Annotated in this window: 20 protein-coding genes; 8 read left to right on the forward strand and 12 right to left on the reverse strand. The window is 66.3% G+C overall.

The genetic code is table 11. From position 1 onward, the window contains the following. Positions 1–2: 2 nt before the first annotated feature. The 4 genes from ACTAQI_RS12745 to ACTAQI_RS12760 are packed head-to-tail and all read right to left on the reverse strand — an operon-like array spanning position 3 to position 3,880. Positions 3–653, reverse strand: a complete 651-nt coding sequence (locus tag ACTAQI_RS12745) for a Poxvirus protein I5 (protein ID WP_457946328.1) — start codon at positions 651–653, stop codon at positions 3–5. A 19-nt stretch (positions 654–672) separates the two neighbouring features. Then, on the reverse strand, positions 673–1,590 hold the full coding sequence (locus ACTAQI_RS12750) for a carbohydrate ABC transporter permease (protein ID WP_457946329.1): 918 nt from the start codon (positions 1,588–1,590) through the stop codon (positions 673–675). Next, positions 1,587–2,540, reverse strand: coding sequence for a carbohydrate ABC transporter permease (locus ACTAQI_RS12755; RefSeq protein ID WP_457946331.1), 954 nt, complete (start codon positions 2,538–2,540; stop codon positions 1,587–1,589). Before ACTAQI_RS12755 ends, ACTAQI_RS12750 begins: the two co-directional genes overlap by 4 nt. A gap of 50 nt (positions 2,541–2,590) precedes the next feature. After that, positions 2,591–3,880, reverse strand: a complete 1,290-nt coding sequence (locus ACTAQI_RS12760; RefSeq protein WP_457946333.1) for an ABC transporter substrate-binding protein — start codon at positions 3,878–3,880, stop codon at positions 2,591–2,593. Positions 3,881–4,053: 173 nt separating this feature from the next. Between ACTAQI_RS12760 and ACTAQI_RS12765 the strand changes: the two genes are divergently transcribed. Together ACTAQI_RS12765 and ACTAQI_RS12770 are read left to right on the forward strand one after the other, a co-directional pair. Continuing rightward, a complete protein-coding gene (locus ACTAQI_RS12765; RefSeq protein WP_457946335.1) occupies positions 4,054–6,069 on the forward strand; it encodes a beta-galactosidase in 2,016 nt (671 codons plus the stop codon). A gap of 445 nt (positions 6,070–6,514) precedes the next feature. Continuing rightward, a complete protein-coding gene (locus ACTAQI_RS12770; protein WP_457946337.1) occupies positions 6,515–7,876 on the forward strand; it encodes an HNH endonuclease in 1,362 nt (453 codons plus the stop codon). 197 nt (positions 7,877–8,073) lie between these two features. Here the strand turns inward: ACTAQI_RS12770 and ACTAQI_RS12775 are convergent, their stop codons facing one another. The 3 genes from ACTAQI_RS12775 to ACTAQI_RS12785 form a co-directional block, all read right to left on the reverse strand. After that, positions 8,074–9,447 carry an ABC transporter substrate-binding protein gene (locus ACTAQI_RS12775; RefSeq protein ID WP_457946338.1) on the reverse strand — a complete coding sequence of 458 codons (1,374 nt, stop codon included), beginning with the start codon at positions 9,445–9,447 and terminating at the stop codon, positions 8,074–8,076. Between the two features lie 260 nt (positions 9,448–9,707). After that, positions 9,708–10,652, reverse strand: a complete 945-nt coding sequence (locus ACTAQI_RS12780; RefSeq protein WP_457946340.1) for a carbohydrate ABC transporter permease — start codon at positions 10,650–10,652, stop codon at positions 9,708–9,710. Further along, complete coding sequence (locus tag ACTAQI_RS12785; protein ID WP_457946342.1) at positions 10,642–11,586, reverse strand: carbohydrate ABC transporter permease; 945 nt, start codon at positions 11,584–11,586, stop codon at positions 10,642–10,644. Before ACTAQI_RS12785 ends, ACTAQI_RS12780 begins: the two co-directional genes overlap by 11 nt. Positions 11,587–11,926: 340 nt before the next feature. Here ACTAQI_RS12785 and ACTAQI_RS12790 point away from each other — a divergent pair, with 340 nt between their 5' ends. The 4 genes from ACTAQI_RS12790 to ACTAQI_RS12805 are packed head-to-tail and all read left to right on the forward strand — an operon-like array spanning position 11,927 to position 17,582. Continuing rightward, positions 11,927–13,222, forward strand: a complete 1,296-nt coding sequence (locus tag ACTAQI_RS12790) for an ABC transporter substrate-binding protein (RefSeq protein ID WP_457946343.1) — start codon at positions 11,927–11,929, stop codon at positions 13,220–13,222. A gap of 51 nt (positions 13,223–13,273) precedes the next feature. After that, a complete protein-coding gene (locus ACTAQI_RS12795; protein WP_457946345.1) occupies positions 13,274–14,428 on the forward strand; it encodes an acetylxylan esterase in 1,155 nt (384 codons plus the stop codon). Then, the gene (locus ACTAQI_RS12800; RefSeq protein ID WP_457946347.1) at positions 14,425–16,470 is read left to right on the forward strand and encodes a DUF6807 family protein; all 2,046 of its coding nucleotides are present in this window, start codon (positions 14,425–14,427) and stop codon (positions 16,468–16,470) included. Before ACTAQI_RS12795 ends, ACTAQI_RS12800 begins: the two co-directional genes overlap by 4 nt. Beyond that, positions 16,467–17,582 carry a M24 family metallopeptidase gene (locus ACTAQI_RS12805; protein ID WP_457946348.1) on the forward strand — a complete coding sequence of 372 codons (1,116 nt, stop codon included), beginning with the start codon at positions 16,467–16,469 and terminating at the stop codon, positions 17,580–17,582. The genes ACTAQI_RS12800 and ACTAQI_RS12805 overlap by 4 nt, the downstream gene beginning before the upstream one ends. A gap of 65 nt (positions 17,583–17,647) precedes the next feature. On the opposite strand, the gene ACTAQI_RS12810 is transcribed toward ACTAQI_RS12805, so the two are convergent. From ACTAQI_RS12810 to ACTAQI_RS12830, 5 genes are read right to left on the reverse strand one after another with little or no spacing between them, the layout of a single operon-like run. Further along, the gene (locus ACTAQI_RS12810; protein WP_457946350.1) at positions 17,648–19,099 is read right to left on the reverse strand and encodes an aldehyde dehydrogenase (NADP(+)); all 1,452 of its coding nucleotides are present in this window, start codon (positions 19,097–19,099) and stop codon (positions 17,648–17,650) included. A 37-nt stretch (positions 19,100–19,136) separates the two neighbouring features. Beyond that, the gene (locus tag ACTAQI_RS12815) at positions 19,137–20,240 is read right to left on the reverse strand and encodes a mandelate racemase/muconate lactonizing enzyme family protein (RefSeq protein ID WP_457946351.1); all 1,104 of its coding nucleotides are present in this window, start codon (positions 20,238–20,240) and stop codon (positions 19,137–19,139) included. Then, positions 20,240–21,145 (reverse strand): 5-dehydro-4-deoxyglucarate dehydratase, encoded by a 906-nt coding sequence (locus ACTAQI_RS12820; RefSeq protein WP_457946353.1) that lies wholly within the window; start codon positions 21,143–21,145, stop codon positions 20,240–20,242. The genes ACTAQI_RS12815 and ACTAQI_RS12820 overlap by 1 nt, the downstream gene beginning before the upstream one ends. Continuing rightward, positions 21,142–22,104: an NAD-dependent epimerase/dehydratase family protein gene (locus ACTAQI_RS12825; RefSeq protein WP_457946354.1), complete on the reverse strand. Its 963-nt coding sequence runs from the start codon at positions 22,102–22,104 to the stop codon at positions 21,142–21,144. The genes ACTAQI_RS12820 and ACTAQI_RS12825 overlap by 4 nt, the downstream gene beginning before the upstream one ends. Before the next feature lie 10 nt (positions 22,105–22,114). Continuing rightward, positions 22,115–23,572 (reverse strand): Gfo/Idh/MocA family protein, encoded by a 1,458-nt coding sequence (locus ACTAQI_RS12830; protein WP_457946356.1) that lies wholly within the window; start codon positions 23,570–23,572, stop codon positions 22,115–22,117. Between the two features lie 346 nt (positions 23,573–23,918). Here ACTAQI_RS12830 and ACTAQI_RS12835 point away from each other — a divergent pair, with 346 nt between their 5' ends. Beyond that, on the forward strand, positions 23,919–24,953 hold the full coding sequence (locus ACTAQI_RS12835) for a LacI family DNA-binding transcriptional regulator (RefSeq protein ID WP_457946357.1): 1,035 nt from the start codon (positions 23,919–23,921) through the stop codon (positions 24,951–24,953). A gap of 30 nt (positions 24,954–24,983) precedes the next feature. Next, positions 24,984–26,321 carry an alpha-hydroxy acid oxidase gene (locus ACTAQI_RS12840; RefSeq protein WP_457946358.1) on the forward strand — a complete coding sequence of 446 codons (1,338 nt, stop codon included), beginning with the start codon at positions 24,984–24,986 and terminating at the stop codon, positions 26,319–26,321. The last annotated feature ends 2 nt before the right edge of the window (positions 26,322–26,323 follow it).

Consider the following 26,323-nt stretch of genomic DNA (forward strand, 5'->3'; position numbering starts at 1 on the left):
AGTCAGTTGCGGTGGCGGTTGGAGCGCAGCTTCACTGCCGCCGCGGCCAGGATCAGGGTGCCGGGAACCACCACGAAGAGCGCGGCGAGCATCCATACGAACACCACGGCGCAGAACAGGGCGGCCGCCAGAAGCACCGACCCCGTCCAGTCACGCAGGGAGATTGCCTTGCCGGTTTGGAGGGCCGCGCGCCATGCGTCCTTGCCGCTGGTTCCGGAGCCTGTACCTGTTCCGGAGCCTGCGTAGTCGGCCCAGGCGGACGCTGTGCGCAACAGCAGGATGGCCGCCCCGGCGGCAAGGATGAGGGTTGCGGGAAGGACCAGGCCACGGCCGGGCAGCTGCCCCACCCATGCGAGCAAAAGGTTGAGGACAATCACGACGGCGGCTGCCGCCGTCGTGATCCCAAGTTTCCAGCTGCCCGGCAGGGCAGCCTTGAACAGGTTCCACAGTCCGCGGACGGAATCGTCCCGGCCATTCAGGTGCCGCTCAAGGTGGGCGGTGCCTGCTGCGTAGGCGGCGGGGATGGTGACCAGCGGGATGGACAGCACCAGCACCAGCACCCCTGCCAGGAGGGTCTCGGAGAACAGGGCAAACCGGTTCACCGGAATGGGCTCGTGGCCGGATGCGGGTGTGGTGCTGTCCATGGTGCTCATTATCTGACTCGCTTTTCCGTTAGCCCTTGAGGCCCTGGGTGGAGACGCCTTCGACGATGTACCGCTGGAAGATCAGGAAGAAGATCAGCACGGGCAGCAGGGCCAGGACGGACATGGCGATCATGGCGCCGTAGTCCGAGGACTGGGTCTGGTCCACAAAGAGCCGCAGGGCCAGCGGCAGCGGGTACTTCTCGGGGGTGTTCAGGTACAGCAGTGGGCCCAGGAAGTCGTTCCAGCTCCAGATGAAGGAGAAGATCGAGGTGGAGATCAGGGCCGGCTTCATCAGCGGCAGCATGATGGACCCGAAGATCCGCGCATGCCCGGCGCCGTCGATCCTGGCGGCCTCATCCAGTTCCGCGGGCAGGCCGCGCATGAACTGGACCATCAGGAAGACGAAGAACGCATCCCCGGCCAGGAACTTGCCGATGAGCAGCGGCACGTAGGTATCCACCAGGCCCAACTGCTGGAAGATGATGTACTGCGGAATGATCACCACGTGGAAGGGCAGCAGCAGCGTGGCGATCATCATGCCGAAGAACAGGCTGCGGCCGGGGAAGTTGATCCGCGCGAAGGCGTAGGCCGACACGCTCGCGGACAGGATGGTCCCCACCACCGCGCCGAGGGCCAGGATCAGCGAGTTGGTGAAGAACTGCAGGGTGGACACCCCGCCGATCCCGTCCATGGCCGTGACGAAGTTGTCGAAGCTGAAGTTGTTGGACCACAGCGACGTGTTCTGGCCGCCGATTTCCGAGTTGGGCTTGAAGGACGAGGCGATCATCCACAGGCCGGGATAGAGCACGATGGCGGTGAGGATGAGGGCCGCAAGGTGGAAGATGGCGCTCTTGGCCCGCTTGGCGCCTACCGACTCGGATTTCGGGTTGTAGGCCTGGGCGGTGGCGTCCGGGGTGGACTGGGTGGGCGTTGCCGTGGTTGTCATTTTGAATCACCGCTGTAGTGGACCCAGGACTTGGACGTGCGGAAGAAGATCAGGGTGATGATGCCCACCACGATCACCAGCAGCCATGCCATGGCCGAGGCGTAGCCCATCCGGAAGTCGCTGAAGCCCCGCAGGTACAGGTAGAGGGTGTAGAAGAGGGTGGATCCGGCGGGGCCGCCTTCACCGTTGGAAATGATGTAGGCCGACGCGAAGATCTGGAACGCGTGGATGGTTTCCATCAGCAGGTTGAAGAAGATCACCGGCGAAAGCATGGGCCAGGTGATGTTGAAGAACTTCCGCACCGGGCCGGCGCCGTCCATCGACGCTGCCTCGTACAGCTCACCGGGGATCTGCTTGAGGCCGGCCAGGAAAATCACCATCGGGGCGCCGAACTGCCACACGGTCAGGAGGATGAACATCGGCATGGTCATGGACGGGTTGCCCACCCAGCCGCCGATGTTGATCCCGAAGAAGGACAGGCCCTGGTCCACGGGGCCGGAGTCGCCGAACATGGCCTTCCAGACGATGGCGATGGAGACTGACGCGCCGATCAGGGACGGGGCGTAGAAGGCAGAGCGGTAGAACCCTTGGCCGCGGCGCTTGCTGTTCAGCAGCATGGCCACCGCCAGTGCCGCCGCGAGCTTCAGCGGAGTTCCGAACACCACGTAGCCCACGGTCACGCCCACGGACTGCAGGAATCGCTCGTCCTGGAACAGGGTGGTGTAGTTGTCCAGGCCAATCCACTTGGGCGGCTCGAACAGGTTGTAGTTGGTAAAGGACAGGTACAGCGAGGAGATCATCGGCCCAACCGTGAGGGCAATGAATCCCAGCAGCCAGGGCAGCAGGAAGGTGTAGCCGGCACGGGCGTCCGTGCCCCGCTGCCGCGATTTGCGCGGCAGCGGGGACCCGGACGACGCCGGGCGCCTGCTCAGGGTTGGGGTTTGAGTCACGAGTTCATTCCGTCAGTCGTTGAACCTGGGCGGGAGGGCATGGCGCCGGATCAGGCGTTCTGCTTGATGAGGTCTTCGGCTTCCTTGAACCAGGCGTCGGTTGCACCGTCGATGGTGAGTTTGCCGTAGTTCAGGTCCGAGGCGATGCGTTTGAAGGAGGCTTCGAGCGTGCCGAAACCGACGATGGGCGGCTCCGGTGCGTCCTTGAGGTACTTCTCGATGGACTTCTCGTAATCGACCACCAGCTTGTCAGTGCCTTCGAAGGTGGTGCCGTCGCGCTGGGTCTTGGAGGCGGGCACGCCGCGGGAGGTCTTGAAGATCTGGCCCACCTCGGGGTCGTTCACCATGAAGTCGATGAACCGGGCGGCCGCGTCCTTGAACTTGGTCTTGGCGCTGGCCACCATCAGCATGGAGGGCTTGAGGAACAGGCCCAGGTTGTCCGGGTCATCCGAGGGAACCGGGGCGAGCTTGAGTTCCTTGGCGCCGCTGTCCCCAAGGTAGCCGGCCATGAAGTTGTCCCAGGTGACTTCCGTGGCAGTGGCGTTGGAGCCGAACGGTGACTTCGGGGCCAGCTGGGTTACGCGGTCCTCGGGAATGATGGCACCCGTGCCCCGCAGGTTTGCGGTCTGGTTCCACCACTTCTTCAGGTCGTCCTTGGTGAAGCCCAGCTTGCCGTCGGAGGTGAAGGCCTGGATCTTGTTCTGGCGCAGCCAGATGTTGAACATCCACCAGACGCCCGTGTAGTCGGTGCCGCCGTAGAGGGCGCCGTTGCTCTTGGTGCCCACCTGGGCAAGGAAGTCGTTGAAGTCCTTGTAGGTCCACTTGCCCGTCGGCTCCGCAATGCCCAACGAGGCCAGCTTGGCTGGATCGTAGTAGACGGCGAAGGCGTTGGTGCTCGTCGGGATGCCATACTGCTTGCCCTTGATCTGGCCCGAGGGCAGCAGGGACTTTTCGAAGGCGTCGGTGTTGATCTTGACCGTGCCCAGGTCCAGGAGCTGGTTGCGCTGGCCGTAGTCGCGCAGGTAGGACAGGTCCCACTGCATGACGTCCGGAAGACCTCCGCCGGCGGCCTCAGTGGCGCGCTTCTGCCAGTAGCCGGCGAAGTCGGTGAAGTTGCCGTTGACCTTGATGTCCGGGTTCTTGGACTCGAAGAGGGCAATGGCCTTGCGGGTGCGCTCGGCGCGGTCGTCGTTGCCCCACCAGGTGTAGTTGATGGTCACGGGTTTTTCGGCGGATCCGGTCTGGCCGGAAGTGCTGGATCCATTCCCACATGCCGAGAGGGCTGCGGCAGATGCGGTGCCGATGGCCACGGTTGTGAGGAAATGCCTTCTGTTGATCACGGGAGCCTCCTTGCTCATATGTGTTGCCCTTTTCTCTGTCTACAACGAGAGTAGTGAGCTGGCTTACACGGCTTCTGAAACGATACAATATCGGCATTCCCGAAATTGGGCAAGCGTTTTCCAAAGGTCTGATGTCAGATCAAGTTTCCGCACCACACAGGCAAAGGAGTCCCATGACAGAGCAGGAAACCACCCCGCCGTCCAGCATTTGGAACAAAGTTGAGGGCATCGCCTTCGGTGGCGACTACAACCCTGAGCAGTGGCCGGTGAGCGTCCGGCTGGAGGATCTGGACCTCATGCAGGAAGCGGGCGTGAACTTCCTCAGCGTGGGGATCTTCTCCTGGGCCCTGCTGGAGCCGGCCGAGGGGCAGTACGACTTCGGGTGGCTGGATGAGGTCCTGGACAACCTTGCCGGGATCGGCGTGAAGGTGGCCCTGGCCACCGCCACCGCCGCTCCCCCGGCCTGGCTGGTCCGCAAGCATCCGGAAATACTGCCGGTCACGGCTGACGGAACCGTGCTGGGGCCGGGCTCACGGCGGCACTACACGCCGTCGTCGGCCGTCTACCGCCGCTACGCCGCAGGGATTACGCGCGCCCTCGCCGAACGCTACAAGGACCACCCCGCACTGGCGCTGTGGCATGTGGACAACGAACTGGGCTGCCATGTCTCCGAGTTCTACGGCGAGGAGGACGCCGCGGCTTTCCGCGCCTGGCTGGAGCGCCGGTACGGGAGCATTGATGCGCTCAATGCCTCCTGGGGCACGGCCTTTTGGTCCCAGAACTATGGCTCCTTCGATGAAATCCTGCCGCCGTCCGTGGCGCCGTCCACCCTGAACCCGGGACAGCAGCTGGACTTCCAGCGGTTCAACTCCTGGGCGCTGATGGACTACTACCGGGAGCTGGTGGCCATCCTGCGGGAGGTGACCCCGGACATCCCCTGCACCACCAACCTGATGGCGTCGAGTGCCACCAAGTCGATGGACTACTTCGACTGGGCCAGGGACCTGGACGTCATCGCCAATGACCACTACCTGGTGGCCGCCGACGCCGAGCGGCACGTGGAACTCGCATTCAGCGCGGACCTCACGCGGGGCATTGCGGGCGGCGAACCGTGGATCCTGATGGAACATTCGACGTCGGCCGTGAACTGGCAGCCGCGCAACCAGCCCAAGATGCCCGGCGAGATGCTGCGCAATTCCCTGGCGCACGTGGCGCGCGGGGCAGATGCCGTCATGTTCTTCCAGTGGCGCCAGAGCTTCGCCGGGTCCGAGAAGTTCCATTCCGCCATGGTGCCGCACGGCGGACGCGACACGCGTGTGTGGCATGAGGTGGTGGAGCTCGGTGCCGCCCTGAAAAAGCTTGAACCCGTGCGCGGTTCCCGGGTCCAGTCGCGCGCCGCCATTGTTTTCGACTACGAGGCGTGGTGGGCCAGCGAGATCGATTCGAAGCCCAGCATCGATGTGAAGTACCTTGACCTGCTGCGGGCCTTCCACCGCGCCCTGTTCCTCCGCAGGGTTTCCGTGGACCTGGTCCATCCTTCCGCTTCGCTGGAGGGGTACGACCTGGTGCTGGTCTGCACGCTGTATGCCGTGTCCGATGACAACGCCGCCAACATCGCTGCCGCAGCCGCTGCCGGCGCCACGGTGCTGGTGAGCTACTTCAGCGGGATTGTGGATATGCAGGACCACGTGCGGCTGGGCGGCTACCCGGGAGCTTTTCGGGATCTCCTGGGGGTGCGCGTGGAGGAGTTCCATCCGCTGCTGGCCGGGTCCCAGCTGAAGCTGAGCGACGGTTCTGCTTCCTTGGTCTGGAGCGAGCACGTGCATCTAGCCGGCGCGGAGGCGGTGCAGACCTTCACCGAATACCCGCTGGAAGGCGTTCCTTCCCTCACGCGCCGGTCCGTGGGTACCGGGGCAGCCTGGTATCTGGCCACGTTCCCCGACCCGGACGGGATTGGTGCCCTCTTGGACAAGCTTCTTGCCGAGTCCGGCGTCTCTCCCGTTGCCGCCGCCGACCCCGGCGTGGAGCTGGTGCGCCGACACTCGGCCGACGGGCAGGGCTACCTGTTCGCCATCAACCACACGCGGTCGGATGCCTCGGTTTCCGCCACCGGCACCGACCTGCTGACCGGTGGGACGTTTACCGGCACCGTGCCGGCGGGCGGGGTGGCGGTCGTCGCGGAAGGCTAGTCAGGCCTCGGGGTTGGGCGTCGGCTGGTTCAGCGCCCCTGCTCCCCCGCTTCCTCCTGCGCAACGTGTTCGACGGCGGTGCCCTTCTTGGGTGCCGCCGTTCCGCTTTGTACGGGCGCGCATTGTCCGGGCCCCTTCCCGTGGCCGGCCCTAGGTTCATTTCGTCATGCCGTTTGCCTCTCGGCGGACGACTTCGAGGCAGGACAGGATCCTTGTCACCGCTCTGTGGCGGGTACCTTGCCCGTTTTCCACATAGGGGTTTTGGGTGGCTGGGATTGTCGGTGCCTGGTGGAAGACTTTGGCTATGGAAGCGGTTTTGGGGGCGGCTCAGACAGGTCGTGCGGTTGGGGCGGAGCCTCAGACGCTCTTCGGCGGTGATGCGCTTTCCATGCCGCCCGCTGCACCTTCCGTTGCCGATGTCCTGAGGCTGTTGGCGTCTGTTCCCATGGCCGGCAATGATACCGGGAAGATCGATCAGATTCGCGGCCTCGAAGAACTAAAATCGTTGGCCGCCGCCCGGCAGGCCGAAACCAGCGTCGCTTTCGATCTGTCCCAGCGGCGTGAGCAGGTCGCGGCCGGTGAGCAGGGCGCCGGGGTCGCGGCGCAGATCGCGTTGGCGCGGCGGGAGTCCCCGGCAAGGGGCGCAAGGTTGCTGGGCATGGCCAAGACTCTCACAGGCATGCCGCACACGTTCGCGGCCTTCAGGCGTGGTCAGCTTAATGAGTGGCGGGCCACTCTGATCGTGAAGGAAACCATCTGCCTCACCCCCGAGGACCGGGCCGGGGTGGATGAGGAACTCGCCGCCGACACCGGCACCCTCAACGGCGCTGGGGACCGAGCCATCATCGCCGCCGTCCGGGCTGCCGCGTACCGCCGCGACCCAGCAGCCGTGGCGAAGCGGGCGGCCCGGGCGGTTGAGGAACGGACGGTGAGCCTCCGCCCGGCACCGGACACCATGACCTACCTGACAGCACTTCTCCCCGTCGCCCAGGGCGTGGCCGCCTACGCCGCCTTGTCACGCGATGCCGACACCGCCCGCTCGGCCGGGGATGAGCGGTCACGGGGCCAGGTCATGGCCGACACCCTCGTCGAGCGCGTCACCGGGACCCCGGGTGGCGTGACCGGGGTGGAAATCCAGCTCGTCATGACCGACCGCACCCTCCTGCAGGCCGACTCCGAACCCGCCAGGCTCCCCGGCTACGGCACCATCCCCGCCGCCTGGGCGCGGAACATTGCCCTCAGCCATGCAGGGAGCAACGACCTGAGCCTGTGGGTCCGCCGCCTCTACACCGCCCCCGGCACCGGGGAACTCGCGGCGATGGACTCCAAAGCCCGGATCTTCCCACCGAACCTGAAACGCTTCCTCCAGATCCGGGACGATACCTGCCGCACCCCCTACTGCGACGCCCCAATCCGGCACCACGACCACATCTTGGGATGGGCGGACGGCGGACCCACAAACGCCGCCAACGGCCAAGGCCTCTGCGAAGCCTGCAACCACACCAAAGAAACACCCGGCTGGACAGCCGCACCAGTGCGTGGCCCGCGCCAGACCGTGGCAACCACCACCCCAACGGGCCACACCTACCACTCCACCGCACCACCACTACCCGGCACGCGAATGGACAGGCAGCCTAAGGAATGGCTTCTCCACGGCCAGCCGTCCCCACCATGCCCTCCGGCGCGCGCCCTTTCCGTCCAGGTCCTGGGGCGGATCCTGCCCGCTGAGCCGGACAAACGGCCTGCTGAACCGGAACGACGACCGAACGCACTTCGGACCCGGCCAAGGGAGCGAGCTGTCCCATAGGACGGGTGGCTCCTTTGAACGCTGCTGCTCCAGAGAAGCACCCGCGCACCAGGCAGCCCAGCATCTGCGCTTTAAACAACTCCGCCCCGGAAGGAACCATTGGTTCCCGCCGGGGCGGAGCTGCCACACGCCGTCGGACAGTCTGGATGGGGAGGCATCCATCCGGACTGTCCGGAGCCGTGTTGGCGGGGTGAAGACTAGCTGCTGATAGAGGACTTCATCTCATCGGTCGCCTTCTTGCCGGCATCTTCCGGGGACAGCCGCTCGAAGAGGACTTCCGAGGTGTACCGCTTGATGATTTCCTGGATGGCACCGGCACCCTTCGGCGGCGGTGCCGGAGCCTCACCGAGCTCGTCCTTGATCTGGTCGATGAAGTTAACCACCTTGACGTCAGCCGGGGTCAGTTTCGGCTGGATGGCGGCCCGGACGTCGGAGTTCGGGTAGACGCCGCGGTCTGCGAGCAGGGCCTCGCCGGCCTTGACGTTGTTGGTCAGGAAGTTGATGAACTTGGCAGTTTCCTGCGGGTGCTTGGTGCGCGATGATGCTGACCAGAACTGTGAGGCCTTGTACCAAAGCTCAGTGTCAGCGGCCGATCCGGTCTTGGTGGGGAACCGCAGGATCTTCAGGTCCCCGCCGCTCGCCTTTTCCAGGGCCGGCGCCTGGTTGGACCACCAGAAGGCCATGCCGTTCTTGCCCGTCGCCAGTCCGCTCTGGTCAAGCGGTGCAGCCTCGGCCTCCACCACCTCGGAGGCGGTTGGCACTGCCTTCTTTTGGCTCAGCTGCTTCAGAAAAGCCCACCACTCGGCAATGTCGCCCGGCTCGAAGCCCAGCTTGCCGTCGGACGTGTACAGCGACTTGCCGTTCTGCCTGAGCCAGACCCCCAGCGAGGCCTCGTCAGTTCCATAGGCTGCAGCACCATAGGTTCCCTTGGGAGACTTGGCGGTGATCTCGGCGGCAATGCGGCCAAAGTCGTCCCAGGTCCATTTGGTGTCGTCCGGGAGCGGGACTCCTGCAGCCTGGAAGACGGCGGGGTTGGCCAGAATGGTGGCGGCGTTGATGCCCGCGGCGATACCTGTCAGCCCCTTTTCGCCCTTGCCGGCGTTCAGTGCTGCCTCGTCCAGCTTGGAAGTGTCGATGTCGTACTTGGACAGATCGAGAAGGGCACCGCGGCTGGAGTACTCGGTAATGTACTTTTCGTCCATCTGGATGATGTCAGGGGCATCATTGGCTGCCACCTGCGTGGCCAACTTGTCCCAGTAGCCGCTCCAGTCCCCGAACTCCGGCTTGATCTTGATCTTGGGATTTTCGGCCTCGAACTGTTTGATTGCTTCCTGCGTCAACTGGGCGCGCTTGTCGCCGCCCCACCACGAGAAGCGGAGCTCGACCGTGCCGTCCGCATTCTGCGGGGCTGCTCCCCCACCGCAGGCGCTGAGGGCCATAACGGCGGCTATCGCGGCGGCAACGGCGCCGGCTTTACGGGTTCGGCCAATACGGGGCGCGCGGCTGGCGCCTGAAGTGGGTGCCCCTGCAGGCTGCTTGGCAGCAGACGCAGGACGGGGAAAAAGCGGCACTGTGTACTCCGATCTTCTTTGATCCAGGTGCGGGTGTTGGAGGTATTCGATTGAGGGGAACTTGTCGGCGGGACAGCGGCCAAAGGGCTGGCTGTGAATCCTTGAAGGGGAATCCTTGAAAGCGCTTCCTGCTACAGATACTACAAGTACGCAACTTGTAATACAAGATGTCTGGCGTGGCAGTTGGAGGATGGTTGGCCGGCAACGGCGAACGGCCCGCCACCAGGGCGGGCCGTTCGGAAGAGGATGCTGCTTGAGGGTTATTTGATACCGGTGGTGGCGATGCCCTTGATGAGGAACCGCTGGCCGAAGAGGAAGACCAGGAAAACCGGCAGCAGCGAAACGATGGACATGGCGAACAGGGAGCCCCAGCTCGTGGCCGACTGCGAATCCACGAAGGCCCGCAGCGCCACCGGAACCGTGAACATGTCCGGATCCGTGAGGTAGATCAGAGCCCCGAAGAAGTCGTTCCAGGTCCAGATGAAGGTGAAGATGGTGGTGGTGGCCAGGGCCGGCACCATCAGCGGCAGGATGACCCGCAGGAAGATGCGCGGGTGTCCGGCACCATCGATTCTTGCGGCTTCATCGAGTTCGCGCGGGATGCCGCGGATGAACTGCACCATGAGGAAGACGAAGAACGCGTCGGTGGCCAGCAGTTTGGGCACCAGCAGCGGCCAGAAGGTGTTCACCCAGCCGATCTGCGAGAACAGGATGTACTGCGGAACGATCACCACGTGGAACGGCAGCATGATGGTCAGCAGCATGATGCCGAAGAACAATTTCTTGCCCGTGAACTGCAGCCGGGCAAAGGCGTAGGCGGCCATGGAGCAGGAAACCAGGTTCCCGAGGATGGAGCCGATCACCACGATGGCCGAGTTCAGCATGTAGTGGCCGAAGGGGTGGGTCAGCGCTGACCAGCCGGAGGTGTAGTTGCTCATTTCCAGGCTGTTGAGCCAAAGGCCCGGCTCCCGGAAGATCATCTCGTTCGGACGCAGCGAGGACACCACCATCCACAGCAGCGGATAGATCATCAGCGCGCCGGCAAGGATCAGGATGCCGTGCTTCACCAGCGATTTGCCGCGCTGGGCCCGGCTGAAGGCCAGGGTTCCCCGGGACTCGCGGACCCTGGGCTTGCGGTTCGTAGGCTTGCCGGCACCTGCGGACTTCTTCTCCGGGCTCGGCAGCGTCTCAAGCTTAGTCGTCATAGAAAACCCAATACTTAGAAGCGATGAAGTTGATGGCGGTGAATACGCCGATGATGAGCAGCAGCACCCAGGCCATGGCGGACGCATAGCCCATATCGAACTGGCCGAAGCCCTTTTGGTAGAGGTACAGGGTGAAGAACATGGTTGAGTCCGAAGGCCCGCCATTGCCGCCCGAGACGATGAACGCCTGGGTGAACGACTGGAAGGAACCGATGATCTGCAGCACCAGGTTGAAGAAGATGATCGGGCTCAGCATCGGCAGGGTGATCCGCCAGAACTGCTGGAGCGTGCTGGCGCCATCCACCTTGGCGGCCTCGTAGTACATGGTGGGGATCTGCCGCAGGCCCGCCAGGAAGATGATCATGGGTGCGCCGAACGTCCACACGTGCAGCAGGATGATCGAACCCAAGGCGGTGCTGGGGTCCGAGATCCAGCCCGGGCCCTGGATCCCGAACATGGCCAGGACCTGGTTGACCAGGCCCGTGGTTCCGAAGATCTGCTTCCAAAGGATGGCAACGGCAACGGATCCGCCCAGGAGGGACGGCAAGTAGAACACCGAACGGTAGAACGGAAGGCCGCGAAGCCCCTTGTCCAGCACGAGCGCAATGAGCAGTGCAACGCCGAGCTGCAGTGGCACGCCGATGAAGACATAGGTGAAGGTCACCCGCAGCGAGTTGTGCAGCCGGGCGTCACTGAGCATCCGGGTGAAGTTGTCCAGCCCCGTCCATTCCGGCGGCTGGAGCAGGTTGTAGTCCGTAAAGGACAGGTAAAGGGACATCAGCATGGGACCGATGGTGATGGCCACCAGGCCAACCAGCCACGGCAGCAGGAAGATATAGGCGGCCTTGTTGTCCCGCCTGTTCGCCTTTTTCTCCGCGGCGGTGACTTTGCCCTTCCGCCGGGTGATGGAGCTGAGCTCGCTGATGGCGCTCACAGGAGCTGCTCCGTCCGGGACGCCAGGCACACTGGGCCCGGCACCTGGGCCGGACGCTGCGTCCTGGGGATGTGTTTTGCGGCCATGTGGTCTCCTTTGGTCATCGTGGCCTCCACGTTGCGGTCATCGCCAGGCGATGGGGATCCGGCACCTCCGGCACGGTGGGCTGCTGCCTGTAGGGGCTGCAGGGGTTCCGGCGCCGCGGGTGCCATCGAAAATGCGGCTCCGTACCAAAGTAAACGTTTTCTTGACTCCTGTATAGCCCTTTGTTAGTTTTTGAGAAAACGTTTTCTGCCATCCACGTCACGCCAACCAAAACCAGAAGCCGAGGGGCACAACAATGAAGTTTGGTCTCAGAAAATCAGTCATGGGCGTCACCGGCGCCGTGGCCGCACTTGCTATTGCACTTACCGGCTGCGGTAACAGCCCGCAGGCCGGAAAAGTGGGGACGGCCGAAGATCCGGTAACCATCCGGTTCGCATGGTGGGGCAATGACTCCAGGGCCAAAACCACCATGGAGGTCATCAAAGCCTTCGAAGCCGCCAACCCCACCATCAAGGTCCAGGGCGAAAACACCGAGTACAGCTCCTACTGGGACAAGATGGCCACCCAAATTGCGGGTGGAACAACGCCGGATGTCATCGCCATGAGCGGCGCCTACCCCAGCGAGTACGCCAGCCGCGGCGTCCTGTTGGACCTGGACAAGGTCAAGGATCAGATCGACACCTCGAAGTTCGCAGAAGGCACGGTGGACCTGGGCAAGATCGGCGGCAAGCAGTACACCATCACCGCAGGCGTGAATTCCATGTCGATGGTCCTCGACCCCAAGGTTTTCGAAGCCGCAGGCGTCGCCATGCCGGATGACGAGAAGTGGACCTGGGACGATTACGCGAGGATCGCGGCCCAGATCACCCAGAAGTCCCCGGCCGGAACGTTCGGCACCACCCCCATGGCCAATGATTCCTTCCTTGCCGTCTGGGCCCGGCAGAACGGCGAGGTCCTCTACACTGACGACGGAAAGAAGATGGGCATCAGCGAGGACACCCTGGCCCGCTGGTTCGAGCTCAACAAGAAGCTGATGGATACAGGTGGCGCCCCCTCCGCATCCCAGACCGTGGAAGACGGCTCCGCACAGCCGGAAATGACCCTGATGGGACAGGGAAAGCAGGGCATGAAGATCTCCTGGAGCAACCAGATGACGTCCTACTCCGGCGCGCCGCTGGTCATGGCAAAGCTGCCGGGCGAAAGCAGCAAGCCGGGCGCCTGGCTGCGGTCCTCCATGGAATACGCCATCTCGTCCAAGTCCAAGCAGCCCAAGGAAGCGGCCCTCTTCATCAACTACCTGGTCAATAACATGGACGCAGCGTCCAAGATCAAGAGCGACCGGGGCATGCCCGCCAACACCGAACTCAAGGCCGGCATCACTCCCCTGCTGAAGGAAACCCAGCAAAAGGAAGCAGCGTACCTGGACCGCATCGCCGCCCTGAAGGTACAGGCGCCCAAGCCGTTCCCGGCAGGATCCTCGGCAACCATGGAAGTCCTGAACCGATACAACACGGATGTACTCTTCGGAAAGATCTCCCCGCGCGATGCAGCCAAGGGCATGATTTCCGAAGTCAACCAGAACCTCGGCTAACCGGACACCCCGCGGCAGCAGGCAGACCCCCACCGAAAGGAGGCAGGCCAGATGGCTCCAGCACCAAGGCCCAGCGCCATCCCAGGTTATGACGACTGGCCTGCCTACGTCCGGGAGAACCCCCGGCACCAGGCCCCAACAGGCCCGGCGCAGGAACTTTCGGACGCCCTGGGTATACCGGGCGCGGGTACTCCACCGGAGGTGGCGGTGCACTGGGAAGAAACGTACGACGGCGCCACCACCTCCCAGCTGAGCTGGCAGTTGGGCTTCGGGCCGCGGACTACGGGTTGGCTGGTCAGGCCGGCTGGAAGTTCCGGCCGGCTGCCGGGCGTCCTGGCACTTCACTGCCATGGCGGCAACAAGTTCGGCGGCGCGGACCGGTTGGTGGAACTTCCGGACCCCCACCCGTCGGCGGCCGCCGCCCGCGCAGGCCACTATGACGGGCGGGCCCTGGCCACGGACATCGCCCGCCGCGGGTTCGCGGTCCTGGCCCACGACGCGTTCGCCTGGGGCAGCCGCAAATTCGACCTTTCAACTCCGCCGTGGCGGACCGCCGCGGCCACAGGGGCGAGGCAGGCGCAGTGGCGGCAGGACGGCGTCGTACCCACCGAGGCGGACGAATACAACGCCGCCGCCGGCTTCCACGAGGACACCATTGCCAAGGCCGCGGGCCTGCTGGGCACCAGCCTGGCCGGCATGGTGGCCTACGACGACCTCGCCGCCCTGGAGGTGCTGGCAGCCCTGCCGGACGTCGACCAGGACAGCCTGGGGTGCATCGGATTCTCCGGCGGCGGTGGCAGGTCGCTTGCCCTCGCAGCCCTCAGCCCCCGCATCCGGGCGGCGGTGGTGACCTGCATGATGACCACCTTCGAGTCCCTCCTCCCCGCTTACCTGGACGCACACTCCTGGCTCCTGCAAACGCCGGGGCTGTGGAGGCTGGGAGACTGGCCGGAGCTGACCGGCAGGTCTGCGGCCGCCCGGTTCCTGGTGCAGTACGCGCTGGCGGATGAACTTTTTCCGGAAGATGGTATGCGCCAGGCGCACCGCCTGCTGGAATCCCTGCATGCGGGTACGGACAGATACACGGGCAGTCTCTGGCCCGGGGGGCATGTCTTCACCGCGCCCATGCAGGACGAAGCCCTCGACTTCCTGTCGCAAGCCTTGGCCTTCCGGCCCCTTCACAACACACTCCAAGGACCCACGTGAGCACACAGCACTCCGCCGCCGCGGAACCGACGCACCAGCAGGCCGCATCCACTGCCATCCCGCGGGTGGCCCTGGTGGGCGTGCACGGTTTCGGCGAGCGCCACCTTGCCAACCTGGCCCGGCTCGAGGCGGCCGGTGCCCTGGAACTGGTGGCCGTCGCCGATCCCAACCCGCCGCAGGCCGGCACCCTTGCCGGCTCGGTGGCGGTGTTCCCGGACCTGAACGCGCTGCTGGCCGCACAGCCGGGTGTCGACGTCGTCATTCTTGCCACGCCCATCCAAACCCACGCCCCGCTGGCCGTCGCCGCCCTGTCCGCCGGAATGGACGTCTACGTTGAGAAGCCGCCGGTGGCTTCCCTGGCCCAGTTCGAAGAGGTCCTTGCGGCCGCCCGTGAGAACGGGCGCCTGGTCCAGGTGGGCTTCCAGAGCCTGGGATCCCATGCGTTGCCGGCCATCGCAAACACGGTGGCCGCCGGGGAGATAGGCACCGTCCTGGGCATCAGCGCCACCGGCCAGTGGCTGCGGACCAAGGCCTATTTCAAGCGCTCGCGCTGGGCCGGGAAGCGCAGCCTGGACGGCACCGATGTGGTGGACGGTGTGGCAACCAACGCGCTGGCCCATGCCGTTGCCACCGGCCTGCACCTGGCCGGCGCCCACACCCTCGCGAACGTGGCCTCCGTGGAAACGGACCTGTACCGCGCCAACAGCACCGAAAGCGACGACACCTCGGTGCTCCGGGTCCGCACTGCCCAGGGAACCACGCTGCTGTGCGCCCTCACGCTCTGCGCCCCTGAACAACTGGACCCTACCGTCACCGTCCATGGAACCCTGGGCGACATCACGCTCTCCTACACGCGGGATGAAGTGGCCATCACCACCGCCGACGGCGAGCGCCGGGAAACCTACGGCCGGACCGACCTGCTGGAGAACCTGCTGGACGCGCGCGCCACCGGAGCTCCGCTGCTCTCCGCGCTCCAGGACACCGGTGCCTTCACCGCCGTCCTGGAGGCTGTCCGCACCTCTCCCGCGCCCGCCGCGATCGATGATGAATTCATCTCCTGGGAAGGCGAGGGCGACGACTCGCACCCGGTGGTCCATGGCATCAGTGATCTCACGGCACGCGCTGTCAAGGCCCAGGCCACGTTCGCCGAGCTCGGCGTCCCCTGGGCCCGGGCCCTCCCGCCGGCCCGCACGCTGACCCTGGACGGCCGGCCGGTGGCGGACTACCTGGACGGCAGCCGCATCCGCGCAGTCTCCTCCCCGCGCCCCTACCTGCACCCCGTCAGGACCCTGGGCGGAACCGTGGTGACGGACCACCAGCCACTGGACCACGTGTGGCATCTCGGTGCCGGCGTGGCCCTGCAGGACGTGGACGGCGTCAACTTCTGGGGCGGCCGCACGTATACCAGGGAGGCCGGGAAGTACGTCTGGCGCCCGGACCACGGCAGCATCAGGGCCACCACATCACACCAGACCGACGCCGTGGACGGGCAGGAGGGCCGGCTCCAGGAGACCCTGAGCTGGAACGGCCCGGACGGCGCCCCCATCCTTGTGGAGGAACGCACCTGGGCATGGTCCGGCGTCGCGCCCTCCATTTGGCGGCTGTCCCTGGACTTCGCACTTTCCCCTGCCGGCAACAAGCCGGTCAGCCTGGGCAGTCCCGGATCCAACGGCCGGTTCGAAGGCGGCTATGGGGGCTTCTTCTGGCGCCTGCCCGCATGCGGGGACGCTGCCGTATGGACGCCGGCCGGCCGCGGCGAGCCGGAGACCCACGGCAGCGTGACGCGCTGGCTCGCCTGGTCGGGGAAGTTCGACGGCGGCCCGGCCACCTTGGTGTTCGTTGCCCCGGAAGGCTCCACGGACCCGTGGTTTGTCCGCGTGGACGGCTACCCGGGAGTGGGCCAGTCGCTGGCGTGGGATGCCCCGGTCATTGCCCGGCCCGAAAGCCCGGTGCGCCGGAGCATTACCGTTTTTGTGGCCGACGGCACCCTGTCCACACCCGACATCGAAGCACTGATCAACCAGCAGGGGGACCCCTCATGACCCAGACAACCACCGCAGCCGCTCCACCGCAGGAGGCCCGCGTGGCTCCCGGGTCACCTGCGGACCGGGCCGTCAAGCGCCAGCGGGTGCTGGACATCCTGGATGCCGCGGGGCGCGACTCGCTGCTCCTCACCACCAATACTGCCCTGACCTGGTACCTGGACGGCAGCCGCGTCCACATCAGCCTGGCCGGCGATCCCATCGCCGCCCTGCTGGTGGACCGCGACGGCGACCACCTGGTGACCTTCAACAACGAGGCCGGCAGGATCGCGGCCGAGGAACTGCCTCTCGGCGTCAACCTGCACACTGTCCCCTGGTACGGGAACCTGCACCAGGCCGCTGCCTCCGTCGGCAACGGCGGGCAGCCTCCCCTGGCCGAAACAGAGGCTGCCGCTGAACTGCGCGCCGCCCGCCAGCAGCTCCTCCCGGCGGAAAGCGCCCGCTATTCCCTGCTCGGCGCGGAACTGGCCGGCATCATGACGGATGTCCTGACCGCCGCCCGTCCGGACACCACGGAATTCGCCCTGGTTTCGGCGCTGGCCGCGCGCGTTGTGGCCGCCGGCGCGGAACCGCTGGTGCTCCTGTGCAACGGCAGTTCCCGCAGCACGTTCCGCCACCCCCTGGCGACCCACTCCCCCCTCGGCCGGCGTGCCATGGCCGTGGTCTGCGCCCGGCGCGACGGCATGGTTGCCAACATCACCCGCTGGGTCAGGTTCGACGCCGGCACTCCTGAAGAGCGCGACGCCGAGGCCCGCATCGCCGCAGTGGAAGCGGACATCTTTGACGCCACGGTTCCCGGCGCCCGGTTGGACATGGTCTTCGCCGAGATCCAGGCGGCCTACGTGCGGCACGGTTTCGGGGCGGACCAGTGGGAGCAGCACCACCAGGGCGGTCCGGCCGGCTACGCGGGGAGGGATCCCCGGGTCACCGCAGCTGTCACCGACACCGTGGTCCTGGACCAGGCCTTCACCTGGAACCCTTCCGGGCCCGGCGTCAAGATCGAAGACACTGTGCAGCTCACCGGGTCCGGGCTTCGCGTCCTCACCGTGGACCCGCGCTGGCCGGCGGCCACCGTGAACGGGCTGGAACGGCCGCTGACGCTGCAGCTGTAGGGATGCATCCGAGAACAGAAGAGGCCCCGGGACGGACGTCCCGGGGCCTTCTGCGTGTTTGCCTGCTACGGAAGCTGCAGTTCCCCGTCCACGCGGCGCGGGATGCGCAGCGGGTTGTCCTCGCGCAGGGCCGGGTGCAGCACCGTCTCAGGGGCGTCCTGGTAGGCCACTGGGCGCTGGAACCTGCGGACCGCCGTGGCGCCCACGGACGTGAACAGTGAGGTGGTGGCCGGGTAGGGGCCGCCGTGCTGCTGGGCCCAGTTGACGGCGACGCCCGTGGGCCAGCCTTCGAACAGGACACGTCCGGCGAGTCCGGAAAGCTGTTCCACCAGGGCGTCGATGTCCTCGCCCTGTTCGCTGTGGAGGGTTGCTGTCAGGCTGCCCGGGACCTTTGCCAGGACGGCGGACAGTTCGGCCTGGTCCGCGTACTCGATGAGGATGGTGGTGGGTCCGAAGCATTCTTCCAGCAGCTGCTCCGGGCGCTCCAGGACCTTGGCGGCACTGGTGGAGAAGACCACCGGCGCGGCGCCGTTCGCGGCCGCGTCCTGATCGATGGTGCCGCTGACCACGTCCACGCCCTCAACTGACGCGAAGCTGCGCAGCCCGTCGGGGTAGGCTTCCGCGATGCGGCTGGTCAGCATGCCCAGGGCCGGCTTGTCCTTGCTGGCTCCGGCCACCTCCTTGGCGAACCCGGTCCCTGCCGGGATGAACACCAGGCCCGGCTTGGTGCAGAACTGCCCGGCGCCAAGGGTGAAGGAGCCGGCCAGCCCGGCAGCGAGTTCCGCCGAGCGGGCCTGCAGTGCCGCCGCGGTGATGACCACTGGGTTAAGGCTGCCCAGTTCCCCGTAGAAGGGGATGGGATCGGGCCGTGACGTGGCAAGGTCAAACAGGGCACGGCCACCCGGGATGGAGCCGGTGAAGCCTACGGCCTTGATGGCGGGGTCCTGGACCAGTGCCGTGCCCACTTCGCGTCCGCTTACCAGCGCGAACAGGCCGTCGGGTGCGCCCGCGCCACGGAGGGCCCCGGCTACGATTTCGGCGGTGCGCTCCGAGAGGCGGGGGTGGCCGGAGTGTGCCTTGACAATCACGGAGCAGCCGACGGCGAGGGCTGAGGCGGTGTCGCCGCCGGCCACGGAGAAGGCGAACGGGAAGTTGGAGGCGGAGAAGACCGCAACAGGGCCGATGGGCTTGAGGATCCGCCGGAGGTCAGGCCTTGGCGGGGTGGCGCCCGGATCCGCGTGGTCGATGATGGCCTCAAGGTAGGAGCCCTCGGTGATCACGCGGGCGAACAGGCGCAGCTGCCCGGTGGTGCGGGCCACCTCCCCGGTCAGGCGCGGGGCCCCCAGGCTGGTCTCGGCGTCCGCGATGTCCACGAGTTCACCAACGTTGGCGTCCAGGGCGTCCGCTACCGCGGTTAGCCACCCGGCACGTTCGGCGTCCGGGGCAGCCGCGGAGATCCTGGCTGCCCGTGTTGCGGCAGCGGTGAGCTCGGTCAGGGAAAGCGTTGCAGTTGTCACGTCAGGTACCTGTTCGTCGTCGTACGGAAATTCATGGTTACAGCGTCTCCCGGAAGCGGAATCCCAGCCCGGGCTGGTCCGCCAGCGTCACCCTGCTGTTGCTGAACCGGACCGGCGACGGGCCGGCCAGGATGCCCAGCTGCTCGAAGGACGCCTCCTCGACGTCCTCCACCATGGTGGGCTCCGCCAGGGTCAGGGCCAGCTGCCCGGACAGTTCGGGCAGCAGGTGCGGCATGACCTTGATGCTGTTGGTCCGTGCCAGCTCGACGATCCGCCGGAAGGGGGTTATGCCGCCTACCCGGATGATGTTGGGCTGGATGATGTCCACCGCCTCCGCTTCAATGAAATCGCGGAACCGGTAGATGGTGTGCAGGTTTTCGCCAAGGGCGATGGGCACCGGCGAGTGCTTCCGGAGCCTCCGGTAGGCCCAGAGGTCGTCCGCACGGATGGGTTCCTCCAGCCATTCCAGCCCGAATTCGGCCAGCACGTCCAGGGCCCGGAAGGTGGTGGGCAGGTCCCACCGCTGGTTCGCATCAATCATGAGCCGGCGGTCCGGGCCCAGGACGGCGCGCACCGCGGCGACGCGCTCGGCATCCTCGCGGAGGTCCGCTTTGCCCACCTTGATCTTCACTGCTTGGTGGCCGGCGGCGCTCCAGCGTTCAACCTGCGCCACCAGCTCGTCAAGCGTGTAGTGCAGGTTCACCCCGGAGCCATAGACCTCGGCGGATTCCTGCCGCTGGCCCAGCAGGCCGGTGACCGAGGTGCCGGCGCGGCGGGCCTGCAGGTCCCACAGGGCAAGGTCCAGGCCTGCCATGGCGATGGTGGTGAGTCCCCCGCCGCCGGCCTCGTGCAGCCGCTTCCACAGGGCATCCCACACAGTTTCCGGATGGGCCGGAAGCCCGGTCACGAACGGGGCGACGTCGTAGTCCAGCAGCGCCTTGACCGCCTGGGGGCCGATGGTGGGCGTCCAGGAGAAACCAAAGCCCGTGCCGCCGTCGTCCGTGTGGAGTTCGGTGGCAATCACGTGGTTCTCCGGTGCCTCCACGCCCCAGCTGCGGCGCAGCGGAACCGTGAGGAGCCGGGCGCTCAGGCCGGTGATGCGCGGACTGGTGCGGACGGTTTCCGCCGCGGGTGCGCTCATCAGCGGCCGGCCAGCTCGTAGCCCTTGGCGAGGATGGCCTTGAGCTCCACCAGCTGTTCCTCCGTGGGATCAACCAGCGGCGGACGGACGGAACCGACCGGCAGTCCAGCCAGCCTCAGACCGGCCTTGATCAGGGACACGCCGAACCCGGGAGTTTGATCGCGAAGGCGGACCAGGGGTGCGTAGAAGCCCTCGAGCAGGGCGTTCCGTCGGTCCTCATCCCCCGCGGCATAGGCATCGTAATAGGCCTTGGCGATTTCCGGCGCCATGGCGAACGCCGCCGAGGAGTAGAGCGGGATGCCCAGGCCGCGGTAGGCACCCTGGGTCAGTTCCGCGGTGAGCAGGCCGTTGAAGAAGGCAAAGTCCTCCCGGCCGGTTGCCTTGACGGCGGACACGATTTCCTGGGCCAGGCCCACATCGCCCAGGCCATCCTTGAAACCGATGACCTTGGGATTGGCGGCGAGCTTGACCATTGATGCGGCAGTGAACTTTGCATTGCCCCGGTGGTACACGATGACCGGCAGGCTGCTGGCATTGGCCACGGCTTCGATGTAGGCCACCAGGCCGTCGGCAGGACCAGTCACCAGGTAGGGCGGCAGCACCAGGAGGGCGTCGGCGCCGGCCTCCTCAGCGGCGCGGGCGGCGGCGAGGGCGTGGCCCAGGGGGCCGCCGGCACCTGCCACCACGGGAACCTTCCCGGCCACGACTTCGACGGCGGCCGCCACCACGGTGCGGACCTCCTCAATGCTGAGGGCATGGAATTCACCGGTGCCGCAGGCGGGGAAAACGCCGCCGGGACCGAAGGGCAGCCGGGAGCCGATGTGTTCCTTGAGCAGTTCCACGTCAACGGCGCCTTCGGCCGTGAACGGTGTGACGGGGAAGAACAGTACGCCGTCGAATTTCATGGTGTCTCCTTGCCTCCGCCGGCGGTAACCAGGGCGGTGGCCTCGTCGTTGAGGGTGTGGTGGGACTTCAGTTCGGTGCGCCAGCTGCGCTTGGGCTGCCAGCCCAGGAGTTCCTGGGCCTTGGCAATGGAAAAGGCGGGGCTGGTGCCTGTGAGGCCGGAGCTCAGCGCCTCGCTTCCCGGCAGGAACCTGGGCATGAGCTCCGCGAGCGGCGCCGTTGCGAGTGCGTCGGCTGCCCCCACGAAGAAGGTTTCCCCGTTGGGAATGTCTTCCATCTTGCGCAGCAGCAGGTCCAGGAAGTCCGCCACGTCCCGGGCGTCCACGTAGTTGAACAAAGCCGGCGCGGAGAGTGCCGGATCGGCCAGGCGCTCGGCGAGGGTGTGCCCCTGCTGGGTGGGGGCGCCTTCCCACTCCTCAGGGGAGATCACGAAGCAGGGTCGGAACGCCGCGTAACGGATCTTCTCCCCCTGGGCGGCCGCAAACATCTGCACGGTCTGTTCGGCGATGTGCTTGGACAGTGCGTAGGCGTTCCAGGGCTTCGGCGGAGTGCGCTCATCAAGGGGGAACGACGGCGGCAGCCAGCCTGCGGGGCATCCGTAGCCAAGGACGGTGGGGCTGCTGGCGGTGACGATTTTGGGGACCCCCAGCTCCGTCGCGGCGCTGACCACGGCGAAGGCGAGCCGGGTGTTGGTGCCGAAAATGACGTCCTCCGGCGCGCTGAACGGTACCGCGATCGCCGCAAGGTGGATCACGGCGTCGGGCCGTGCCTCCCGAAGGAGCCGCAGTGCCTCACCCGGCGCCAGGAGGTCAGCGGTTTCCTGGACGACGCCGGCCGGCAGCAGTTCAGCGGGCAAGGCGTCGCGGTCAACGGAGACCACCTGGTGGCCGGCCTGGGCGAGCCCGGCCACCACACTGCGGCCCAGGCGGCCGGAGCCGCCGGTAACAAATATCCGGCTCATGGTTTTCCCTCTACTTGCCGCGGCGAAGGTCGGCGCCGAGGTCCAGGTCCTCGACCCGGACGGGCAGGGACGTTTCCAGCGACCGGTTTCCGGCAATGCCTACGGACACCGACCGCAGCCCGTCCAGGTAGCCGGAAGGACGGCCCAGCGGATCCTCTCCCGGGCCGTTGAAGAGGTCCGAGAGGAGCAGTTCGTCTCCGCCGCCGTGGCCGCCCTCACCGTTGACGATCGGCACCTCGTAGGCCGCCTCCCAGTGCCGCTGGACCACCAGGCGCTCACCGTTGCGGCGCACCGCGTCCTCTTCCTCAACCGGCGTTGCGCTCGGATCCACCACGGTCTTCTGGTCCGTGCTGTGCAGGACGGCGGCGCGTTCCACCACTTCGAGCTCGGCGCGGCCCTCGGTACCGTTGACCGCCACCCGGTAGCCCTCCCACGGGCTGTGGGCGTTCAGCGAGTAGCTCAGGCGGGGCCCGCCCTGGTATTCCACTACCAGCGCCAGGTTGTCCTCGATAGTGATGCCGCCGGTGAACACATCCTGGTCGCGCCGGTAGCCGTCGTAATGCTCGTTGTCCAGGAACAGGGCCTTGAGCCGCTCGTCCTCCCTGAGGTCAAGCGCAAAGGGGTCCTTTGCGCCCGCGGGGGCATCGGCGTCGGGCGTTCCCCGCTCCGGGCGTGGCCCCAGGCCCCGCTCGGCAGCGTTCTTGTCGCCGTAGAACTTCAGGCCGCCGGAGGCGAAGACGCGCTCCGGGACATCGTCGATCCACCAATTGACCAGGTCGAAGTGGTGGGAAGCCTTGTGGATCAGCAGGCCGCCGGAGTTCTTCTTCTCGCGGTGCCAGCGGCGGAAGTAGTCCGCCCCGTGCACCGTGTCCAGGACCCAGCTGAAGTCGATGGACGTGACCTTGCCGATCACGCCACTCTGGATGATTTCCTTGAGCGCGCTGTTACGGGGCGAGTAGCGGTAGTTGAACGTGACCACCACGTTCCGGCCGGTCTCATGCACGGCCTGGGTGATGCGGCGGCAGCCCTCGGCGTCGATGGTGAGGGGTTTCTCGACGACGACGTCCGCTCCGGCGCGAAGTCCCTCCACGATGTAATCGGCGTGGGTGTAGTCCGGCGTGGTGACGATGACCCGGTCGATGTTGTTGGCATGGATAAATGCGGTGAGGTCCGCCGGATCAAAGGATGCCACGGGCCCTGGGGCACCAAGTTCCTGGATGAGCTTCTGGTAGAACTCCACGCGGCCGGGGTTCACGTCGGAGAAGGCCACCAGCTCGGCGGTGTCCGCGTGCTTGCCGAAGATGGCGCGGATGTACATCTCCGAACGGCCGCCGGTGCCGATCAGGGCAATCCGGGCCTTCCGGCCACCCTGCAGTTTGGTGGATGGGGCGGCAGCGGTGGCGGTACCGGCGGCAGTGCCGGGCCCGGAAGCAACTGCGACCGGAGTTGTCTCGGCTGTGTTGACCATGGGGGTCCCTTTCGAAAGCTCATAACCCGGCCGTGGGAACGGCCACTGTCGTGCGGCGATGGCGCTCAGGTGCACCACGCGAGAAAGCGTTTTCTCAGTTCTCTATAGAAGTTGTATCAACCCGCCTACGGATCCGTCAACCACTCCAGCACTGAAAGAAAACGTTTTCTGCACTCGTCGGGGACTCCCATGCGGTCCATGCGGGAAAATCGCCGGGAAAGGGATAGAAATCGCTTTCCCACTCCCGTATATGCTGTCTTTCAAAGCACCCGCCGCAAGGCTGGCCCACCCCGGACACCACACGATCCCGGCGGCGCCCGCCCACGGCGCAAAAGAAGGGTTCCCCATGGCCAGGAAATCGGCAAGCGGCCGGATCGGCATCGCGGATGTCGCCGTGAAGGCAGGAGTTTCCCATGCCACGGTTTCGCGTGTCATGAACGGCAATTTCACGGTGGACCCGGACATTGCCGCCAGGGTCCGCGCAGCCGCCGCAGAACTGAAGTACCAGCCCAACCCCGTTGGCCGCAGCCTGGCCCTGGGCAAGACGGACACCATCGGCATCGTTGTGCCGGACCTGGCCAACCCCACCTTCCAGGCGATCCTCCGCGGCCTGAGCCGGGCCGCCGCACAGGACGGCTACCGGGTGCTCATCGCGGACTCATTCGAAGTGTCCAGCGAGGAATCCATCCTGGCAGGCGAGGCCCGCCGGCGGTGTGACGGCCTGGTCCTGTGCGCCCCGCGCATGACCGACGCCGAACTCGAGGAGATCGTCCCCTCGCTCCACCCGCTGGTGCTGATCAACCGCACCACCACCGCCCCAGGCGTCCCCAGCCTGGTGGTGGACTATGGCCAGGGCGTCCAGGACATCGCAGGGCATCTGGTGGAACTGGGCCACACCCGCCTGGCCTTCCTCGCAGGTCCGCCCCACAGCGCCTCCAACGACATGCGGCTCAAGGGCCTTGAGACCTTCAAGACCGCCCACCCGGATGTGGAAGTCACCATGCTGGAAGGCGGCTCGGACTTCGATACCGGGCACGAAGCGGTGGACGCCGTGCTCGCGTGCGGAGCCACCGGAATCCTGGCCTTCAACGACCTTGTGGCCATGGGCCTCATGAGCGGCCTCCACGAGCGCGGGCTGGATGTCCCCGGCGACATCTCAGTGACCGGGTTCGACGACATCCCCTTTGCCAGGTACACGACGCCGGCACTCACCACCGCCGCCGTCCCGATCACCGAACTGGGCGAACAGGCCTGGCACCAGCTCCGGGCACTGATCCGCAAGGAAGAGAACGAAACCCCTGGCAGCCGCTACCAGCCGCGGCTGGAAGTCCGGGCCAGCACAGGGCCCGCCAAGGCGCCGCGCAGCACCGTCCACGGCTGACCCGCGAAGCTACCTGACCATAGGAGAGCCATGACCCACACCGTCCAGCCCAACAATCCGGAAGCCACCCCGGCGCCGGACACCACGGACGTCCCCGCAGTGCCGGCACCCGCCAAAGCACCGTCGTCGTCCGCCCTTCCCGCAGCCCTGAAGCGCCGCGTCCCCAGATACTCGGACCTCGCGCCCCTGATGCAGTTCAAGAAGCCGGAGTTCAGCAGGGCTGCCCGGCTTCAGCGGGCCAGCACCATCTGGGAGCTCCGCGACATCGCCAAACGCCGCACCCCCAAGGCACCCTTCGATTACACGGATGGTGCGGCCGAAGGGGAAATCACGCTCCGCCGGGCCCGCCAGGCATTTTTGGACATCGAATTCCGGCCCGGCATCCTGCGGAACGTCTCCAGCATCGACCTCAGCACCGAGATCCTGGGCAAACCATCGCGGCTTCCCGTTGGCATTGCCCCGACAGGCTTCACCCGGATGATGCAGTCCGAGGGTGAGTACGCCGGTTCGCAGGCAGCCGAAGCCGCGGGCATCCCCTACACCCTGTCCACCATGGGCACCGCCTCCATCGAGGACGTGGCCGCCGCCGCCCCCAACGGGCGCAACTGGTTCCAGCTGTACCTGTGGACGGACCGGGACCGGTCCCTGGAACTGATCGAGCGCGCCGCGAAGGCAGGCAACGACACCCTCATGGTCACCGTTGATACCGCCGTGGCCGGCGCCCGCCTCCGGGACGTCCGCAACGGCATGACAATCCCGCCGGCGCTGACCCTCAAGACAGTCCTGGACGCCTCCTACCGGCCCGCCTGGTGGTTCAACTTCCTCACCCACGAGCCGCTGACCTTCGCCTCACTGTCCCGTTACACCGGAACCGTGGCGGACCTGATCAACTCCATGTTCGATCCCACGCTCACGTTCGGGGACCTGGACTGGCTGCGTGAAACCTGGAAGGGCAAGCTGGTGGTCAAGGGCATCCAGACCGTCGAGGATGCCCGCCGCGTGGTGGACCATGGCGCCGACGGCGTGGTCCTGTCCAACCACGGCGGCCGCCAGCTGGACCGGGCCCCCATCCCGTTCCACCTGCTCCCCGAGGTCAAGCAGGCCTTCAGCGCTGACAACACCGATGCCGCCATCATGCTGGATACGGGCATCATGAGTGGCGCGGACATTGTGGCAGCGCTGGCCCTGGGTGCCGACTTCACGCTGATCGGCCGCGCCTACCTCTACGGCCTGATGGCCGGCGGCCGCGCGGGCGTGGACCGTACCCTGCAGATCCTTGAGAAGGACATGGCCCGGACCATGGCACTGCTGGGCGTCAGCAAGGTGTCAGACCTGACCCCGGACCACGTGCGGCTGCAGGGCAATTAAGA

It is taken from the genome of Pseudarthrobacter sp. alpha12b, assembly GCF_054130495.1.

Bases quoted from the DNA above. Each gene is read 5' to 3' on its own strand.
- ACTAQI_RS12745 (WP_457946328.1), bottom strand. From the start codon at position 653: ATGAGCACCATGGACAGCACCACACCCGCATCCGGCCACGAGCCCATT.
- ACTAQI_RS12750 (WP_457946329.1), bottom strand. From the start codon at position 1,590: ATGACAACCACGGCAACGCCCACCCAGTCCACCCCGGACGCCACCGCC.
- ACTAQI_RS12765 (WP_457946335.1), top strand. From the start codon at position 4,054: ATGACAGAGCAGGAAACCACCCCGCCGTCCAGCATTTGGAACAAAGTT.
- ACTAQI_RS12770 (WP_457946337.1), top strand. From the start codon at position 6,515: ATGGCCGGCAATGATACCGGGAAGATCGATCAGATTCGCGGCCTCGAA.
- ACTAQI_RS12780 (WP_457946340.1), bottom strand. From the start codon at position 10,652: ATGACGACTAAGCTTGAGACGCTGCCGAGCCCGGAGAAGAAGTCCGCA.
- ACTAQI_RS12790 (WP_457946343.1), top strand. From the start codon at position 11,927: ATGAAGTTTGGTCTCAGAAAATCAGTCATGGGCGTCACCGGCGCCGTG.
- ACTAQI_RS12795 (WP_457946345.1), top strand. From the start codon at position 13,274: ATGGCTCCAGCACCAAGGCCCAGCGCCATCCCAGGTTATGACGACTGG.
- ACTAQI_RS12805 (WP_457946348.1), top strand. From the start codon at position 16,467: ATGACCCAGACAACCACCGCAGCCGCTCCACCGCAGGAGGCCCGCGTG.
- ACTAQI_RS12815 (WP_457946351.1), bottom strand. From the start codon at position 20,240: ATGAGCGCACCCGCGGCGGAAACCGTCCGCACCAGTCCGCGCATCACC.
- ACTAQI_RS12820 (WP_457946353.1), bottom strand. From the start codon at position 21,145: ATGAAATTCGACGGCGTACTGTTCTTCCCCGTCACACCGTTCACGGCC.
- ACTAQI_RS12825 (WP_457946354.1), bottom strand. From the start codon at position 22,104: ATGAGCCGGATATTTGTTACCGGCGGCTCCGGCCGCCTGGGCCGCAGT.
- ACTAQI_RS12830 (WP_457946356.1), bottom strand. From the start codon at position 23,572: ATGGTCAACACAGCCGAGACAACTCCGGTCGCAGTTGCTTCCGGGCCC.
- ACTAQI_RS12835 (WP_457946357.1), top strand. From the start codon at position 23,919: ATGGCCAGGAAATCGGCAAGCGGCCGGATCGGCATCGCGGATGTCGCC.
- ACTAQI_RS12840 (WP_457946358.1), top strand. From the start codon at position 24,984: ATGACCCACACCGTCCAGCCCAACAATCCGGAAGCCACCCCGGCGCCG.